The sequence below is a fragment of the Pseudomonas syringae group sp. J309-1 genome, assembly GCF_032582135.1.
Classification (GTDB): domain Bacteria; phylum Pseudomonadota; class Gammaproteobacteria; order Pseudomonadales; family Pseudomonadaceae; genus Aquipseudomonas; species Aquipseudomonas quasicaspiana.
On the sequence record NZ_JAWHNU010000002.1, the window covers coordinates 71,812 to 87,799 of the forward strand.

The 15,988-nt window shown below is 57.6% G+C and carries 14 protein-coding genes; 3 read left to right on the top strand and 11 right to left on the bottom strand.

Translation table 11 applies throughout. The features are described from left to right. Positions 1 to 436: 436 nt before the first annotated feature. From RX972_RS01500 to RX972_RS01510, 3 genes are all read right to left on the bottom strand, one after another. Positions 437 to 568, bottom strand: coding sequence for a hypothetical protein (locus RX972_RS01500; RefSeq protein ID WP_316872285.1), 132 nt, complete (start codon positions 566 to 568; stop codon positions 437 to 439). Positions 569 to 777: 209 nt separating this feature from the next. Then, a complete protein-coding gene (locus tag RX972_RS01505) occupies positions 778 to 1,065 on the bottom strand; it encodes a DUF1883 domain-containing protein (protein WP_122708867.1) in 288 nt (95 codons plus the stop codon). A 46-nt stretch (positions 1,066 to 1,111) separates the two neighbouring features. Then, a complete protein-coding gene (locus tag RX972_RS01510) occupies positions 1,112 to 1,414 on the bottom strand; it encodes a winged helix-turn-helix domain-containing protein (RefSeq protein ID WP_049826745.1) in 303 nt (100 codons plus the stop codon). Between the two features lie 85 nt (positions 1,415 to 1,499). Between RX972_RS01510 and RX972_RS01515 the strand changes: the two genes are divergently transcribed. Next, positions 1,500 to 2,588, top strand: a complete 1,089-nt coding sequence (locus RX972_RS01515) for an NADH:flavin oxidoreductase/NADH oxidase (protein ID WP_027898516.1) — start codon at positions 1,500 to 1,502, stop codon at positions 2,586 to 2,588. Positions 2,589 to 2,669: 81 nt separating this feature from the next. Here the strand turns inward: RX972_RS01515 and RX972_RS01520 are convergent, their stop codons facing one another. Further along, complete coding sequence (locus RX972_RS01520; RefSeq protein WP_316872288.1) at positions 2,670 to 3,569, bottom strand: polysaccharide deacetylase family protein; 900 nt, start codon at positions 3,567 to 3,569, stop codon at positions 2,670 to 2,672. Positions 3,570 to 4,102: 533 nt separating this feature from the next. On the opposite strand from RX972_RS01520, the gene RX972_RS01525 reads away from it, so the two are divergent. After that, the gene (locus RX972_RS01525; RefSeq protein ID WP_049826748.1) at positions 4,103 to 4,540 is read left to right on the top strand and encodes a response regulator; all 438 of its coding nucleotides are present in this window, start codon (positions 4,103 to 4,105) and stop codon (positions 4,538 to 4,540) included. Positions 4,541 to 4,673: 133 nt separating this feature from the next. On the opposite strand, the gene RX972_RS01530 is transcribed toward RX972_RS01525, so the two are convergent. From RX972_RS01530 to RX972_RS01555, 6 genes are all read right to left on the bottom strand, one after another. Then, positions 4,674 to 7,772 carry an error-prone DNA polymerase gene (locus RX972_RS01530; protein WP_316872289.1) on the bottom strand — a complete coding sequence of 1,033 codons (3,099 nt, stop codon included), beginning with the start codon at positions 7,770 to 7,772 and terminating at the stop codon, positions 4,674 to 4,676. Beyond that, the gene (locus tag RX972_RS01535) at positions 7,769 to 9,184 is read right to left on the bottom strand and encodes a DNA polymerase Y family protein (RefSeq protein ID WP_316872290.1); all 1,416 of its coding nucleotides are present in this window, start codon (positions 9,182 to 9,184) and stop codon (positions 7,769 to 7,771) included. Before RX972_RS01535 ends, RX972_RS01530 begins: the two co-directional genes overlap by 4 nt. 9 nt (positions 9,185 to 9,193) lie before the next feature. Continuing rightward, the gene (gene imuA, locus RX972_RS01540; protein ID WP_316872291.1) at positions 9,194 to 9,811 is read right to left on the bottom strand and encodes a translesion DNA synthesis-associated protein ImuA; all 618 of its coding nucleotides are present in this window, start codon (positions 9,809 to 9,811) and stop codon (positions 9,194 to 9,196) included. Further along, the gene (lexA, locus tag RX972_RS01545) at positions 9,811 to 10,428 is read right to left on the bottom strand and encodes a transcriptional repressor LexA (RefSeq protein WP_027898521.1); all 618 of its coding nucleotides are present in this window, start codon (positions 10,426 to 10,428) and stop codon (positions 9,811 to 9,813) included. The genes imuA and lexA overlap by 1 nt, the downstream gene beginning before the upstream one ends. A 65-nt stretch (positions 10,429 to 10,493) precedes the next feature. Then, positions 10,494 to 11,174, bottom strand: a complete 681-nt coding sequence (locus RX972_RS01550; protein WP_255877256.1) for a hypothetical protein — start codon at positions 11,172 to 11,174, stop codon at positions 10,494 to 10,496. 285 nt (positions 11,175 to 11,459) lie between these two features. Then, a complete protein-coding gene (locus RX972_RS01555) occupies positions 11,460 to 12,578 on the bottom strand; it encodes an MFS transporter (protein WP_316872294.1) in 1,119 nt (372 codons plus the stop codon). Positions 12,579 to 12,937: 359 nt separating this feature from the next. On the opposite strand from RX972_RS01555, the gene RX972_RS01560 reads away from it, so the two are divergent. Then, positions 12,938 to 13,210 (top strand): DUF1652 domain-containing protein, encoded by a 273-nt coding sequence (locus RX972_RS01560; protein WP_164581409.1) that lies wholly within the window; start codon positions 12,938 to 12,940, stop codon positions 13,208 to 13,210. A gap of 103 nt (positions 13,211 to 13,313) precedes the next feature. Here RX972_RS01560 and RX972_RS01565 read toward each other — a convergent pair whose 3' ends face one another. Then, positions 13,314 to 15,806 (bottom strand): UvrD-helicase domain-containing protein, encoded by a 2,493-nt coding sequence (locus RX972_RS01565; RefSeq protein WP_316872296.1) that lies wholly within the window; start codon positions 15,804 to 15,806, stop codon positions 13,314 to 13,316. Positions 15,807 to 15,988 lie beyond the last annotated feature (182 nt).

The following is a 15,988-nucleotide window of genomic DNA, read 5'->3' on the forward strand; positions in this document are numbered from 1 at the left end:
GCTCCCACAGTTGACCGAGTATGGCCTGCAGGCCGGGCGGCAAGTTCAACACCATGCCGGACGAACGCGTACACATCAGCGATTATCTGGACATGGTGCGCGTCTACATCCTGGCCATCCTCAGCATTTGTTAGGTTGCAGAGTAACTCAGACAGACCCGGATTCTGTGGGAGCCAGGCTTGCCCGCGATCCAGTCAATGAGGTCAATCAGATAGACCGCGTGATCGTTCTTCGCGAGCAAGCTCGGCTCCCACAGTTGACCGAGTATGGCCTGCAGGCCGGGCGGCAAGTTCAACACCATGCCGGACGAACGCGTACACATCAGCGATTATCTGGACATGGTGCGCGTCTACATCCTGGCCATCCTCAGCATTTGTTAGGTTGCAGAGTAACTCAGACAGACCCGGATTCTGTGGGAGCGAGGCTTGCCCGCGATTCAGTCGATGAGGTAAATCAGATAGACCGCGTCATCGTTCTTCGCGAGCAAGCTCGGCCCCCACAGTTGACCGAGTATGGCCTGCGGGCCGGGCGGCAAGTTCAACACCATGCCGGACGAGCGCGTACACATCAGCGATTACCTGGACATGGTGCGCGTGTACATCCTGGCATCCTCAGCATTTGTGAGGTTGCTGAGTAACTCAGACAGACCGGATTCTGTGGGAGCCGGGCTTGCCCGCGATCCAGTCAATGAGGTAAATCAGATAGACCGCGTCATCGTTCTTCGCGAGCAAGCTCGGCTCCCACAGTTGACCGCGTGCAGCCCGCGGTGATCACAGATCACGACCTGCGGATAATCTTGATCGAGTGGGTCAGCGTCGGCTTGCGCGTCACGCTGATGGCGCGGCGTGTGACGGTATCGAGAGTGATGTTCCAGTAACCACTGCTTGGCACAGTGATTTTGGCTGGAAACGTATCGAACGCCCCGCCGTGATAGGTATGCCGTCCGCCGTTCTTGAAGGCGCGGAAGTTGGCATCGCTCATCAGGCGAATGTTACAGGTCTGCGAAGCCTGAATGACCACGATGTCGTCTTCATTGAGGTGTTCACGCTGGTGTATGAATTTCATCTACCACTCCGGCCAGGTGGGTCAGGCCTTTCTATCGTTTAAATCTTCAGGCCCTTTGGGCAAGGATCGCGGCCATCAGCCCCGGAAAACGGTCTTCCAGATCATCGGTGCGCAGCGAGTTCATGTGCGTGGTGCCCACGTTCTGGGTCATGACCAGGCCTGCATCACGCAGCACTCGAAAATGATGGGACATACTCGACTTGGGTCTTCCACCGTCAAGCTCGCCACACGTGGCCTGAGGCACGCTGCCTAAATAACGGACTATCTCCAGGCGAACCGGATCGCTCAGGGCGTAAAACACTCGCTCGAGTTCGAAGTCGCTGGCGGGGGGATGTTTGAATGGGCGCATGGGGTGAATCATACACGGGGCTTTACCGAACAGCCATTGTTCGAATAGTATCGAACAAACGAAACGTCATCCCGAGGTCTGTTCAATGTCCGCGCTATTCCAACCCTACACCCTGAAAGACATCACGTTGCGCAACCGGATTGCGGTTCCGCCGATGTGCCAATACTCCGCAGTAGACGGCCTGATCAACGAATGGCATCAGGTGCATCTGGCCGCCCTCGCGCGCGGCGGTGCAGGCCTGGTGATCGTCGAAGCAACCGCGGTTTCGCCTGAAGGCCGGATTACTCCGGGCTGCACCGGGATCTGGAATGACGAACTGGCTCAAGCGTTTGTCCCGGTCGTGCAGGCCATCAAGGCAGCAGGTTCAGTGCCCGGCATTCAGATTGCCCACGCAGGCCGCAAAGCCAGCGCCAACCGTCCATGGGAAGGAGATGATCACATCGCGGCTGATGATGCTCGCGGCTGGCAGACCATCGCGCCCTCCTCCATTGCCTTCGGCGCTCACCTGTCAAAACAGCCAACGGCCATGACGCTGGACGACATTGCCCGTGTTCGCGAGGATTTCGTCGCCGCAGCCCGTCGTGCCCGGGATGCCGGTTTTGAGTGGCTGGAACTGCACTTCGCTCACGGTTACCTGGCTCAGTCGTTCTTCTCCGAACACTCCAACCACCGTGAAGATGCCTACGGCGGCAGTTTTGAAAACCGCAGCCGTTTTCTACTGGAAACCCTGGCAGCCGTCCGTGAGGTCTGGCCAGAGCATCTGCCGCTGACCGCACGTTTTGGCGTGCTGGAATTTGATGGCCGCGACGAACAGACGCTGCTGGAATCCATCGAATTGACCCGCCAGTTCAAAGCGGCCGGCCTGGACATGCTGAGTGTCAGCATTGGCTTCTCCATTCCCGATGCCAACATTCCCTGGGCTCCAGCGTTCATGGGACCTATCGCCGAGCGTGTAAGGCGCGAGGCCGACATTCCGGTTTCGTCTGCATGGGGCTTTGGTTTCCCGGGCATCGCCGAGCAAGCGGTCAAAGACGGTCAGCTGGATCTGGTCATGGTCGGCAAGGCTCACCTGGCCAACCCGCACTGGGCTTATTTCGCGGCTAAAGAACTGGGCATTGATCGCGCGTCCTGGACATTGCCTGCGCCTTACGCTCACTGGCTTGAGCGCTACTAAGCGTCAATAATACTGGCGACAGGCTAAAAGCATAAAGGCGACCATGGTGTCGCCTTTATGCTTTTTAGCGGCTGAATGTCGTTATCTGGAATCGTTATCCCAGACCCAGCCCCACACTCCAGGCAAGTGAACAGCAACAGCGCTGGTGGGTACGGTTCGGGACAGTGCAGCACGTTGCAGCTCGGCGCGGTCATCGTAAAACGGCTTGGGGGCAACTTGCAGGCCGGTTGCCTGAGCGCTGTCCAACAAAATCTGCAGGTATTCCCGGGTATGCCGTGCGGTGTATCGATTCAGGTCATGAAAGGTCACCACAATCGGAATGGCGCCATCTACAGCGTGAAACTCACCGCTGGCAACACGCTCGCGCACTTCAGACATTTCCCTGAGCATGTGGGCACGTCGGCGCGGGCTGGCGTTGAAACCCCAGATTTTTCCGTCATTGGCGCTGATATCGGTCAACAGTACCTGCATCCCATGCCGCTGGTACGCGGCAAACGTACGCTGATCGTAGTTCCAGAACGGTGGGCGGAGTAACGTCGGCGGGCTGCCCATGGTTGACGCGATGATCGCGCTGCCCTGTTGCAGGGATTGTTCCAGTACTTCGTCACTCAGGGTGCGGTGGTTGGTGTGTCCGGGTGTGCCCGAATGAAACCCCAGGATATGCCCCGCAGCGGCTTCACGGCGCATAATTCTGCGACCACGGTCACTGTTGCCCGCGCGCGTGGCACCGGTCTGAACGAAGAAAACCGCTTTGATATCGTTCTGCACAGGGTTCTGCGCAAGACTGTGCAGCACTTGAATCGTCGGATTGGCCAGGCTGGATGCACTCGGACCATCATCGAAGGTCACAACAAAACGGATCGGCGCTTGCTGGCTCAAGCGTTCCCGGGTTTGCTGAGTCAGAGGAACAGGCGTTGCAATACACCCGACGAGCACCACTGACAGGATTAACCCGGACAAAACAGCACAGAGACTTCGCATTAACGGGGTATTCCGGGTGACGGAGGCGCGGGATGATGGCAAAGAAAGCGAGTGTATACGCAGGTCATTTAGCTGTGTAGTGCTGGAGCCTGTGCCACGTACGTTATCGCCTGGCCCCGGACATACCGAGGACAGGATCTGTAGGGGTGAGCTTGCTCGCGATAACGGTAGCCCTGTCAGTACATTACCGTCTGGGATGACGCCATCGCGAGCAAGATCACTCCCACAAGTGTATTCATTCAACCCGAATAATCGTGCCCGGTTCTGATCCAGTTCACAGGTCCATCCACTTATGCTTTATTTCATGACTCTGGTTGATTCCAATCGTGATAACTTTCCTGCCTGAATGGCTTTAACGGATGTTTTTGCCCTTTTCAGGCAGAGATGAACAAACCGACTGTCTGCAACTCGTCGATTTTTATAAAAAAATGAATTTTTTCGGGTTTGTTTTGTTCAGATATCGGGGAGCAACAAAATGGATCCACGTTGCTGTGCTTCCCGATTTTTAATGTATGAGGCTGAGGAAGGGAAAAATGACTCAATCACCGCAGTATGGGGAGTCCTCGCAAAACCAGGATCTGATCTTGATCGTCGAAGACGAACCGATGATCCGGGACTTTGTGCAGGAGATTCTGGAGTTCGAGGGCGGCTTCAGGACTGAGTCTGTGGAAAATGCCGATCAGGCGGTTGAGTATCTCGAGAAGCATGCGGCGGATGTCTCGCTACTGCTGACCGACGTACGCATGCCCGGCAGCATGGATGGCATTGCGTTGGCGAATATGGTTGCAACCAAATGGGGCATCCCCATAGTTGTTATGTCAGGGCATGGAACACCGGGTAGCGACCAGTTGCCTGCGGATGTTCTGTTTATCGCCAAACCCTGGACCATTTCCCAATTGCTTGATGGTGTCGACGAGACGCTAAGCGCCAGTAAAGCTCCACTGACCGTACCCGCCAGCGAGTCTCGCTGAAAAACGCAGCCTGAAATCCCCGAACTGCCTTTTAGATCTCAAAACCTTGAAGGCCGTTGCAAGACGTTAAATCATCTGCCAGCCAGTCGGCACCCCGCCCTTCAATCAACACGCCGAATGGCTGGCAGATGGTTTATTTAAAGTCCCGACTGCGTATATCCAGCCCGGTCAGCAACGGCGTCAAGTTGTATAGACGTTGAGCAATCAGGTGGCGCACGCCGCCCTGCGACTCCAGCCGACCAAACACCTGAAGCAATTGCGAGTCCACCAGCACCTTGCGCTGCCGTTCGGCCAGATCGCGCCAGACCACGACGTTAACCATTCCAAACTCGTCCTCAAGCGTCACGAAAGTTACCCCGCTGGCCGTTCCCGGGCGCTGGCGACCGACCACCAGCCCGGCAACGCTTAACGTGCGGCCATGTTCGAGGTCGAGCAGTTCTTTTGAGCTGCGAAACCGTTTGGCAGACAACTGTCGGCGCAACATCGCCAACGGATGTGGGCCCAGCGTGGTGCCAGTCGTGGCGTAATCAGCCATCAAGTCCTGGGCGACTGTCGGCAATGGCAATGCAACCTGCGTTTCCACGACACTGTGCTCCGGGCCGAACAAGGGGCGTTGTGCCTCAACACCCGCGACTTCCCAGCGGGCCCGATGACGATGCCCGATCAGGCCACGCAAGGCTCCGGCATCAGCCAGTTGCTCCAGCGCCCGAGCGTCCAGCCCCGCGCGCTGACTCAAGTCAGTCGCGTCCACTAAAGCACTTCGCGCTCTGGCCGCTTCAATCCGCTGGCCATCCTCTTCGCGAAAACCTCGAACCATGCGTAGCCCCATGCGTAATGCCAGGGAGCGGTTCCGGTCAGGATGATCTACAGGCTCAAGAGAGCAATCCCAGTTGCTATAGCGCACGTCGACCGGACGAATTTCGATGTGGTGACGACGCGCGTCTTGCAGGATTTGATCTGGACTGTAGAAGCCCATCGGCCAGCTGTTGATCAGCGCACAGGCAAAGGCCGCAGGTTCATGGCACTTCAACCAGCAACTGGCGTAAGTCAGCAAGGCAAAACTGGCGGCATGAGACTCCGGAAACCCGTAGCTGCCAAAGCCTTTGATCTGCTCGAAGATTCGCTGAATAAAGGCAGGCTCATAACCATTCGCAGTCATTCGCTCGGCGAGACGCACCCGATGTGGCTCCAACCCGCCGTGACGCTTCCAGGCGGCCATCGAGCGGCGTAATTCATCCGCCTCGCCGGGCGAATAGTCCGCAGCGATGATCGCCACCTCCATCACCTGCTCCTGAAACAACGGTACGCCCAGGGTACGCTTGAAGACTTTCTCCAGTCTGGGCGGATAGGTCACTTCCTCTTCGCCATTGCGCCTGCGCAGATAAGGATGAACCATATCGCCCTGAATCGGCCCCGGCCGGACAATGGCCACCTCGATTACCAGATCGTAAAACTCCCTGGGCTGCATACGGGGCAGCATCGCCATCTGCGCACGGGATTCAATCTGAAAAACGCCGATGGTGTCCGCACGACTGATCATTTCATAGGTGGTCGAATCGTCCACCGGAAGTGTCGCGAGGGTCCAGTCATTACCCCGATAACGGCGCACAAGATCAAAGGTGCGACGCAACGCGCTGAGCATGCCCAACGCCAGAATATCGACCTTGAGCAAGCCGACGGCGTCCAGATCGTCCTTGTCCCACTGGATGATGGTTCGATCAGCCATAGCGGCGTTTTCAACCGGCACCAGGGTGTTGAGCGGATGTTCGGAAATCACGAAACCACCGGGGTGCTGCGACAGATGCCGGGGAAAGCCAATCAGTTCGCCGGTCAGTGTCAGTACCCGATGTAGGATCGGCGTTTGCGGATCGAAACCGCTTTCACGCAGGCGCTCCGCCGATGGCAGCTCATCGCTCCAACTGCTGAAACAATCGGCCAGCGCATTGATCTGATCAGCCGGTAACCCCAGCACTCTGGCGACATCACGTACCGCGCCCGTGCCGTGGTAAGTACTCGCCACAGCCGTCAGCGCTGCCCTGCCCCGGCCATAGCGTTGAAATACGTACTGCAAGACTTCTTCACGACGCTCATGCTCGAAGTCCACATCGATATCCGGCGGCTCATTACGCTCCTTTGAAATGAAGCGCTCGAACAGCAGGTTGCTTTTTTCCGGGTTCAGTTCGGTGATACCCAATGCAAAGCAGACCACCGAGTTGGCCGCAGAGCCACGGCCCTGACAAAGGATGTGGCGGCTGCGAGCGAACTGGACGATGTCGTGAACCGTCAGAAAATAGCTGTCGAACTTCATCTCGCTGATAAGGCCCAGTTCCTTTTCGATCTGTGCCCTGGTTTCGACTGATGGCCCAAGTGGCCAACGTTTGCGCACACCTTCCTCGGTCTTTTCCCGCAACCACGAAGTGGACGTGTGCCCGGCTGGCACCAGTTCGTGGGGATACTCGTACTTCAACTGTTTCAAATCGAAGCAGCAGCGCCGGGCAATGCGTGCAGTTTCAGCCCGCAGAGCTTCAGGATAGAGCGCTGACAGAACTCCGGGCGAACGCAAATGACGCTCGCCATTGGCAAACAGATGATGACCTGCCTCGGCCACGGTAGTGTGATGGCGGATAGCGGTCATGGTGTCTTGCAAGGCCCGTCGACCCCGCGCGTGCATGTGCACGTCACCGCTGGCGACGGCTGGAATCTGCAGGGTTTGCGCCAGAGCCAGCAGTGTTTCCAGACGATGCCGATCATCGGGCCCACAATGCAACTCAACGGCTAGCCACAATACATCCGCAAAATGGCTGCTCAGCCACCGGCCTTGCTTTTCCAGGGCGCTGGCTGCCAGCTCGGTATCCGGAACCCACAACGCCAGCAGCCCTGGCATTGGCTGGCTGAAATCGTTACGAAAGAGTTGATATTGCCCCTTTTTGGCTCTGCGTCGGCCTACGGTGATCAACTGGCAAAGCGCCTGATAGCCCTGAAGGTTTTCCACCAGCAGAACAACCTTGGGGCCGTCAGCGATCTGTATTTCGCTACCGACGATCAAGGGTAATTCAGTTTTTTTCGCGGCCTGCCAGGCGCGGACGATTCCGGCGAGGGTGCACTCATCGGTGATCGCCAGTGCCGAATAGCCATGGGCTTTGGCGCGCTCGAACAGCTCTATGGCACTGGATGCCCCGCGCTGGAAACTGAAGTTCGACAGGCAGTGCAGTTCGGCATAGTGGTCGCTCATGCAAACCAGCCGTGCAGTAACAGGTCGCCTTGCGCGCCAACAGGACGATAAGCCCAGCCACGTTGTCCGCTGCGCGTTTCAACCAGAAAGTAATCGCGCCGCACATCGCCACCATCCCACCAACCCGATTCGATGCGCTCGGGGCCGGCAAGAATGCGCGTGCCTACGCCCTGTAACGGCTGCGGCTCAGGTAATAACCAACCCGGCCTGGGGACTGTGGGCGCATCGGGCCTGGCCTTGGTCAGCACGTTACGTTGCCATGCGCATTCAGGGCGATGGTCGGCATGCATCTGCAATGCATTGACCGAATCATCGCCCAATCTAGCCCGCAATCGTTCGCGCAGTTGCTCCCAGGGCAAAGCCTGTTGTGGGCGCTCATCGAAAAGCTCCCGATGGGCAGGCACAAAAGCTGGCAGATCCCGGGCCAGCAAGCGTACGGCCTTCACGGGTGATGTCACCTGGATTTGCTCAAGCCTGCCTCTGGCCAACTCAAACAGCATGCCCGCCTCACGCTCGGCACTGAGCAACCCGACAGGCACAACGCTGTCCGGCCCTTCGTTATGCTCAAGATACAGGCCAAAACGCTGCACGCCACTGTCACGCCCGGCGAGGAATGCGGCCAGATCGGCAATGAGGCGTTTGAGGGGAAACAGTAATGCCTGATGAGACTCCACATCGAAATTCAGCTCGATGCGCACGTCGAAATAATCCGGAGGCACATAACACTCCAGGGCAACCGGACGCTCGCCCAACAGTGAATCCAGATGCTGCAGGACATGCGCCGGGAAACGTCGGGCCAGGGTGTCGCGTGGCAAGCCCAATACCTGACGCAGGTTGCGTAAGCCCATACGGGACAGCGCTACGGCGACTTCACGACTCAGACCCACTCGATCCAGGGGCATTTGCTCAAGCTTCTGGCGTAGATCGCGGGGGCATGTAACGGCCAGTCCATCATGGGCATTGGCCAACATCCGCGCCGCCACGGGGTTGGGAGCGACGACGATGCGATGGCTGAAGCCCAGCGCGCTCAGCTCCTGGCGCAGTCGCGCTTCAAACACCGGCCATGGACCGAAAAGGCCCAGGCTGGACTCGATCTCCATCAGCAAAACCCGCGGATACTTCAAGCTGACCTGCGAGCTGAAACGATAGGCCCAGGCAGCCAATAACCGGTGCAGGCGTTCGGTCTCGGCAGGATCGTATTCGACCGTGGCGAAATCCCTGACCAGCACCTGCGCACTGGTCAGCGACTGACCGGAGCGCAGGCCAAGTGCTCGAGCCGCCGGGTTGATTGCTTGCAGGATGCGTCGCTGCGCACTACCGCTCACCAGCGCCAGTGCTTCATCAGGCTCGGAACGACGGCGCATGACGCCGTCCAGTGCCATTTGTGGCAGCAAGACACAGGCCCACAACATAGGCGAACCTCAGGCGTCAGTAGAGAACGGAATGGGAGAAGCCGGAGCCAGACCGCCACGGCATTTGAGTACACGTAATTGCTCAGGCCGGGTATCGATGGCGATTCGCAACGCTGCGGGTGACGGGTTGTGCAAGGCCGTCATGGGCCTACAGGCGAAAGCCAGGGTCTGCCCCGTCTCGGCGGCGACTTGCAAGCGGCGCAGGGCGCGATCATCCGCCTGACGTGGCCAGCACAACACAGCCCCGCAACTGCCAGAGCGCAGACATTGTTCGGCAGCCCACAACGCATCGCGATCACTGGCCTGGACCAGACTGACCTGACGCATGTCTATCCCGGCCGCAAGCCAGGCCTGGGGGTAAGGAATGTAAGGAGGCGCCACGAGCACCACACGTTCGCCGATCTCAGTCAGTCTTGCCAGCGTCGGCCAAAGCAGACGCAACTCGCCACTGCCATCGGCCGCGATCAGGATCTCGCTGAGTGCCGACGCTGGCCAGCCGCCCGCAGGCAAGACGTTGTCCAGCGCTGAATGGCCAGTAGGCTGCAAGCCGACGGGCGCTGCGGGCTGCCGACCTTTCCAGACCCGGCGCTCGTCGAGCAGCGCATCGAGACTGACCACGGCGCCCATCATGCACGCCTCACCAGACCACAGAACACACCCTCAATGGCGAAATCCTGATCTGCCTCTACCACGATGGGCGCATAGGCCGGATTGCGCGGCAGCAGAACAAAGGCATCGTGGCCCTTTTGCAGCCGCTTGATCGTCACTTCACCGTCGAGTCGTGCTACCACGATCTGACCGTCATGGGCATCGCTGCTGCGGTGTACGCCCACCAGGTCGCCGTCAAGGATGCCATCCTCGATCATCGAGTCTCCCTGAACACGCAGCAGGTAATCGGGAACGCGGGAGAAGGTACTGCGGTCCAGCAGCAAGGTATCGTGGTAGTCCACATCCGGCCCGATCGGCATGCCCGCAGCCACACGGCCCATGACAGGGATTTCCAGCAATTCGGGCCGCGGTGCGGACTGAATCAGGCGAATACCCCGAGCCTGATTGGGCATAACCTCGATCAGGCCCGCTTCGGTCAGGGCGATAATGTGTTTGCGGGCCACACTGCGCGAAGCAAAACCAAAGGCTTCGGAGATTTCGGCCAGGCTCGGGGATTGACCTTGCTGCGCGATACGGTCGCGGATGAAGGTCAGGATGGCGCTGCGTTTGGGAGATAATGTGCTCATGGAGCACATTTGTACTCCATTGCATTATCTGTGGCTAGAGCATTTGGTCGCCGAGTCTTGCGGCACTCGAAAAATCAGCTCGGGCAGCCCTCGGCACCGTTGTTCAGTCCTTGCTTGTAGTTCTCGTATTCCAGCGAAGCTTTGCCGTTAACCCATCTGAGGGTCAGGACCAGCACTGAATCGAAGTCATCACCGGTCCAGTCATCCAGAAGTTTGATTTTCTCTCCGGAAGCCTCTTCAGCCACCTTATTGATCAATTCGGGCAGATAGCCGTGGGACCAGGCCGTATAGATGGTTGCATCGTGATACTTGTCGCGCATCAACTCATCAGCCAGCGCGCCGGTGTCATTGGCACCGTAGTCAATATTGACTGGCAGACCCAGTTTGATGGCGCTCGGGCCAACCGTCATCAATGGCCGCAGGTAGCTATAGGAGAGATCACCCTCGCCCTCTTCTACATGACGGCTGGGGTTGGCGGCAAAAATGAAATTGGCTTTACCGAATTGTCGCGGCAGCAACTCGGACAGATCAATGGCGCGGTTCAGGCCCTGGCAATTGAGTTGCCCAAGCCCCATGGAAGGTTTCTCCGCATGGCGCATGAATACCAGTGTCTGAACACCATTCTTGGGTTCGGCATGTACGCCTTTGCCCAGGCTGAACAGTGCGATAGAGGATGCGACCAGTGCCGCGGGAACAAAAAGCCAGGCACAGCGGCGCTGAAACCGGCTGAGGATGGGGAATTTTGAAATTTTCATGGGTCTCTGATTCTGATGTGCAGTAGTGAGGTGCGTAGCGTGAAATGCTTCCCTGACCGGGTCAGCTACCCCGTGCAACTCCCTTTTTCGAGCACTCCGAAGCGTGTCCCTGATACGCCCCACAGCCTAACGCGCACATGTTTCGATCTTGTTGACGTGCCCGTAGGAGTCAAAATCGCCCCTAAGGTTTCACGGGAAGCCCTCAAAAGTCCGAGAAATCAAAGGATAAGGTGTCATTGAATGCGTGATTTCTCCCGAACAAAACACTGAGCCTGCTTCGGTCCTCTACTTGCGAAGCCCGCAAAATACGGCACTGAGCGCTACCGCCAGACCTGCCAGAGCATACACCCATACCGCCGATGTCACGGGTAACAATAATCCCGCCAACAATGGCCCAATGCCCGCGCCGATATCCCGCCAGACAGCATTGGCGGCCAATGCCTGTACGCGGTCAGGCCCGGGGTTGCGCTGTGCAACAAGCGTCGTCACCAGCGGCAGTTGCACGGCACGTAGAACCAGCACCCCGCCTGCGCCCAGTATCAACCAGTGAGAGCCGAATGCGATGAGTGCAAGACACGTCAACAGAGAGCAGACCACCAGCATGCGCACGGCGCCAAAGTGGTCCGCAGCACGCCCGCCAACAGGACTCAGTACCATCTCTGAAACATAACGCAGGGCGAGAAGAACGCCTGCCACGATAACGCCGTTCCCGCCCATCACGGTCTGTGCCTGTAAAGCGAGACTGAAGATAAACAAGCCGTCCAGCGCAACGCCTTCGATGAATGACCAGATGGCGACACTGTCCGGGGCTTTAAAGCGTCGACCCGCAGGAGCAGGCATGACATGCGGGCTGTCAGGCAACCCTCGTGCAAGCCACCAGCCGACAAGTGCAGCAACGGCCAGCAGCATGAAAATTACACGCGGGCCATACTCGATGCTGATCAGAGCACCCAACGGCAGCGCAATCATGGGGCCGATAGCGATAAATGCCCTTGAGCGCCCCGAGCGGTGTGCGGCACCCGCCAGTTCCGAAGTTGCCAGCACCTGGGTCGAAAGATTCATGGCTGCATAGGCGAGTCCCCACCCGAGACGCAGAATCAGTAGCCACCAGAAGCCTGAAATGAAGGCATTGCCCAAGGCACAAACAGCAGCCGTTGCTGCAGCCAGCATTACTGTGGGCCGATCACCATGACGTGCGTAAAAGCGCACCACGTAGCTGTACCCGAATATCCGCACCAGCCGATTGGCCGCCAACAGCACACCCGCTTGTGCGAGGCTGATACCAAAAGCCTGAACGTGCATGGGAAGTAACAGATACAGCAAAACATCGCTGGGTAGACACAGCGCCAGAACAATTGCGGAACGACGGGAAGCTACATCAACGGTGCGCGGAGCCGAAGCCATATCCAGAAAGATCCGGTTACAAAGCGGAGCCGCAGCATGCCGTCTCAAGACGGGTAATGACAACCCTGTGACGACGCAAATAGCTTTTTCTGTGCCAGCGAATAACCGAAAGAGCCTTTAGGAATAAGCAGCATGCTCCCCGTCAATTAATCAAAATATTTTTCCATTTACAGCAAAAAAATTCCTACGAGTATTCCGCAGGAGTGCTACTTTTGCTCTTCGTAAGGACTGTTCGGAAATGTTGCAGGAAGGCACGCCGGCTGACGTAAGAATTCTCTGATTCATACCCAGGCCACTCAGCTTTTGCTGCCGTCTCGACAGCTCCCTTGCCTCCCCATTTGAGCCATGCAATTGCTCGTTTGAAAGAGGTGGGCCTCATGAATAAAGTCACCTTCCCCAATGCTTGTCAGTTGATGCGCTGGTATTTCCATCCGGTGGGCTTTGAAGCCACGATGGACGCCCCTAGCAGCATGGTAGCCCGACTGTTTGACCGGGCCAGTGGCGAGACAGTCATCGCCGTGGCCGGTCTGCGTTGCGCAACCGTGATGAACGCGACCGAGGTGGAGCTGATTATTGAGGCCATTGAGGCAGAACTGGATTCGTTCGTGCCGTTGCGAGCTGTAGGGACCTGAATCACCTTAGTGAAAGCTTTTCCTATAAGTGCTGGCACTGCGCTGCAGTCAAGCATCGCCCCCACATAAAAACAGTGCTTTATCAATGAGATAGGGCCGATATCTAAACGCTTCCCTTATGAGCTCGCCGATCCTCGAAAAACGGCTTGTCTGCCGGTATCCGGTCCGAAGCCTTTGTCGTATTCACCCCTTCCTTCGCGCTGCCATCGATATACCAGTAGCAGTGCCGCACGGCCCGGGTGATCGCCACGTAGGCCAGACGCAGGACCTCGTCTTTCTGCGCATTGTCGAAAGCATCGGTATCTCCGGGATTGCCTAATCCGGCCTGACGATAAAGCTGATTCTTGTACGGCGAGTGAGTCAGATGCTGACAATCGCCCAGCAGGAATACTGCGTCAGCCTGCAGGCCTTTGGCGCTGTGATAAGTCAGTTGTTTAAAGCGACGCGATTGAGGCGGCAACGCATAATCTGCATTCACTAAAGCTTGTAACTTACTGGATAACAACGCTTTATCGCTGCTCTTTCGGTACAGCAACAGGATCGAATCGCCGTCGTTGTAGTGCTCGATCAAACGCTCGGCCAGGGCCTCGTCATCTCTCTCCAGCACCGTAACCGGTAGCAACTCCTGCGCCGCACCGCTGGCTTTGGCTTTCTTGCCCGCAATAGCAGGTGCCGCGCGCACGATGTGCTCGGCCGCATCAATGATGTGCTGATGACTGCGGTAATTGTCACTGAGCATGACCTTGGTGGTCGCAGGCGCAGGAAACTCCTTGGGAAACTCCATGAAGAATTTCGGTGAGCTGCCACGCCAGCCATAGATCGATTGCCAGTCATCCCCGACACACAGCAGCGAGGCATGCTGCGCGGTCCGCCCGATATGCAGATCAGACCCGCGACGCCGAATTTCACGCAAACAGGCGCGTACCCAGGAAACAATCTGCGGCGAGACGTCCTGAAACTCATCGATCATCAAATGGGCCAACGGCCTGAGCTGATGATCGCCCACCAGCTTGAGGTTTTCCGGCGAGTTCTCGCCAAACAGGGCGAACATCCGGTTATAGGTCATCACTGGCGGCGTCTGGGTCAGCAAGTGATTTTCGAAGGCCTTCCAGAACAAACTTAGCGCTTCAAAGAAATAGCGGTCGGGATCGTTATTGGCAAAGCTCATTTCGGCAACGGCTGCGGGCACATCCAGCCCCAGGTTTTCAATAAAGCCAGCCGCTGCAACAAAGCTGTCCAGCAACGGCGCGGCGCTCAGATCGCCCTTGACCTTGTAATCGAACCCCGGGCCGGCAACTGCTGCGCCTGACAAGGACTGCAACACACGGCTACCCGCTTCATAGTTATCCAGCCAGATCAAAGGCTTGCGGCAGAAAGCTTGAAACAACGTGCGCTTGATGACCCACTCCGCCCAGATCGGCAGCTTCGCCCCCGGGCGTTTCATCTGCTGGTCTTCGGAGGGATCAAAGCCGAGTACCACCCAGGCATCCAGCTCTGCGATATAGCCGTGCAGATGAAAGCCAAAGCCGTTGATCTCGACAGTCTGCCGCATGGGTTCGACGCCTTTGATGGGCCAGGCCCTGGCACGAATCCACAAGTCTTCGATGGTGTCGCACAGCTCTTCATCGCGTTTGGCCGACAACTCGGTGACCGTCACCCGTTTCTGTACATCGGGGTGGTCGCGCTCCAGCTCCTTGAGCTGCAGCGCCTGGCGGTACAGCGGTGCCATCACATCGCGAAAACGCTCGTTACTGGCATAAAGGTCGCGATAACAGAGATTCAGTTGCTGACGCTGAGCGTCATTGATGCGCAGATCAAAAGGATTGCTGTCCGCACCCTCCTCCAGTCCCGCCGTGGATTGAGCGCCGAGGTTTTCAAAAGCAGTGAGCTTCTCAAGGCCCGGCATGCTGCGCACCAGCGGCAGAATCCGCGAGTGAAAGGTACGCACCACGTCCCGCGCCTGCTTCTGGTCCAGACTCAGGCCCCAGCAGGCAAATATCTCGACCAGTTTATTGACGAAGTCCTTGCGCGACTCGCGGGTGAAGGTCACCACGGTCATGGAGTCCAGTTCGAAACCCAGGTAATGACTGAGCAGCAGGATGCGCAATACCAGCGAAGTCGACTTGCCCGCGCCCGCCCCGGCGATGACGTAAGTCGATGGCGTGTCACTGAAAATCATCTTCCACTGCGCAGCGCTGGGTTGCGCATGGGCGGGTAACTTCTGCCCGACGTCGGCTTTCATACGTTTCTTGATGTCGGCGCTCAGCGGCAGACGCCAGTCATCGAACAAATGATCATCGACTTTCGGCCCACGATGCTCATTCGGACGCGTGTCGCGGATCACCAGAACCTTGCGGCCCTCTTCGATACCGTCCAGGTGCCCCTCGGCGTAGCCCTCTTCGACACCTTGCAAGTGACCGTTGAGGTAACCGTCGGCATGGCCTTGAGTCCAGGACGGCGAATGTTGCGCACCCAGACGATTCAACCCGCGCCCCAACAGTCGCGAGAGCAGGCGTTTGATCAGAGACAGCTGGTTGGGTGGCGTCAGATCGGATTCGGTATGGGCGGGAACATCAACAGGCAGATTGTCTGGCACGCAGGCTCCAAGGCACAGGTAAAACAAAAGTCGCCTATGGTCGCGCGATTCGACTTTCAGCTCCAGTAAATGCTTTTCGATCAGTCAATTAGCCGATCAACTGCAGGTCAAGTAGAGAATAACTCGCATCCGAAATATCGAATTAACAGATAGCTTAAAGCGAGTATTTACGCTTTTTATCG

What these genes read in the sequence shown, in the direction of transcription:
- RX972_RS01500 (WP_316872285.1), bottom strand. Translation starts at nt 568, where the DNA reads ATGTGTACGCGCTCGTCCGGCATGGTGTTGAACTTGCCGCCCGGCCCG.
- RX972_RS01505 (WP_122708867.1), bottom strand. Translation starts at nt 1,065, where the DNA reads ATGAAATTCATACACCAGCGTGAACACCTCAATGAAGACGACATCGTG.
- RX972_RS01510 (WP_049826745.1), bottom strand. Translation starts at nt 1,414, where the DNA reads ATGCGCCCATTCAAACATCCCCCCGCCAGCGACTTCGAACTCGAGCGA.
- RX972_RS01515 (WP_027898516.1), top strand. Translation starts at nt 1,500, where the DNA reads ATGTCCGCGCTATTCCAACCCTACACCCTGAAAGACATCACGTTGCGC.
- RX972_RS01520 (WP_316872288.1), bottom strand. Translation starts at nt 3,569, where the DNA reads ATGCGAAGTCTCTGTGCTGTTTTGTCCGGGTTAATCCTGTCAGTGGTG.
- RX972_RS01525 (WP_049826748.1), top strand. Translation starts at nt 4,103, where the DNA reads ATGACTCAATCACCGCAGTATGGGGAGTCCTCGCAAAACCAGGATCTG.
- RX972_RS01530 (WP_316872289.1), bottom strand. Translation starts at nt 7,772, where the DNA reads ATGAGCGACCACTATGCCGAACTGCACTGCCTGTCGAACTTCAGTTTC.
- RX972_RS01535 (WP_316872290.1), bottom strand. Translation starts at nt 9,184, where the DNA reads ATGTTGTGGGCCTGTGTCTTGCTGCCACAAATGGCACTGGACGGCGTC.
- imuA (WP_316872291.1), bottom strand. Translation starts at nt 9,811, where the DNA reads ATGGGCGCCGTGGTCAGTCTCGATGCGCTGCTCGACGAGCGCCGGGTC.
- lexA (WP_027898521.1), bottom strand. Translation starts at nt 10,428, where the DNA reads ATGTGCTCCATGAGCACATTATCTCCCAAACGCAGCGCCATCCTGACC.
- RX972_RS01550 (WP_255877256.1), bottom strand. Translation starts at nt 11,174, where the DNA reads ATGAAAATTTCAAAATTCCCCATCCTCAGCCGGTTTCAGCGCCGCTGT.
- RX972_RS01555 (WP_316872294.1), bottom strand. Translation starts at nt 12,578, where the DNA reads ATGGCTTCGGCTCCGCGCACCGTTGATGTAGCTTCCCGTCGTTCCGCA.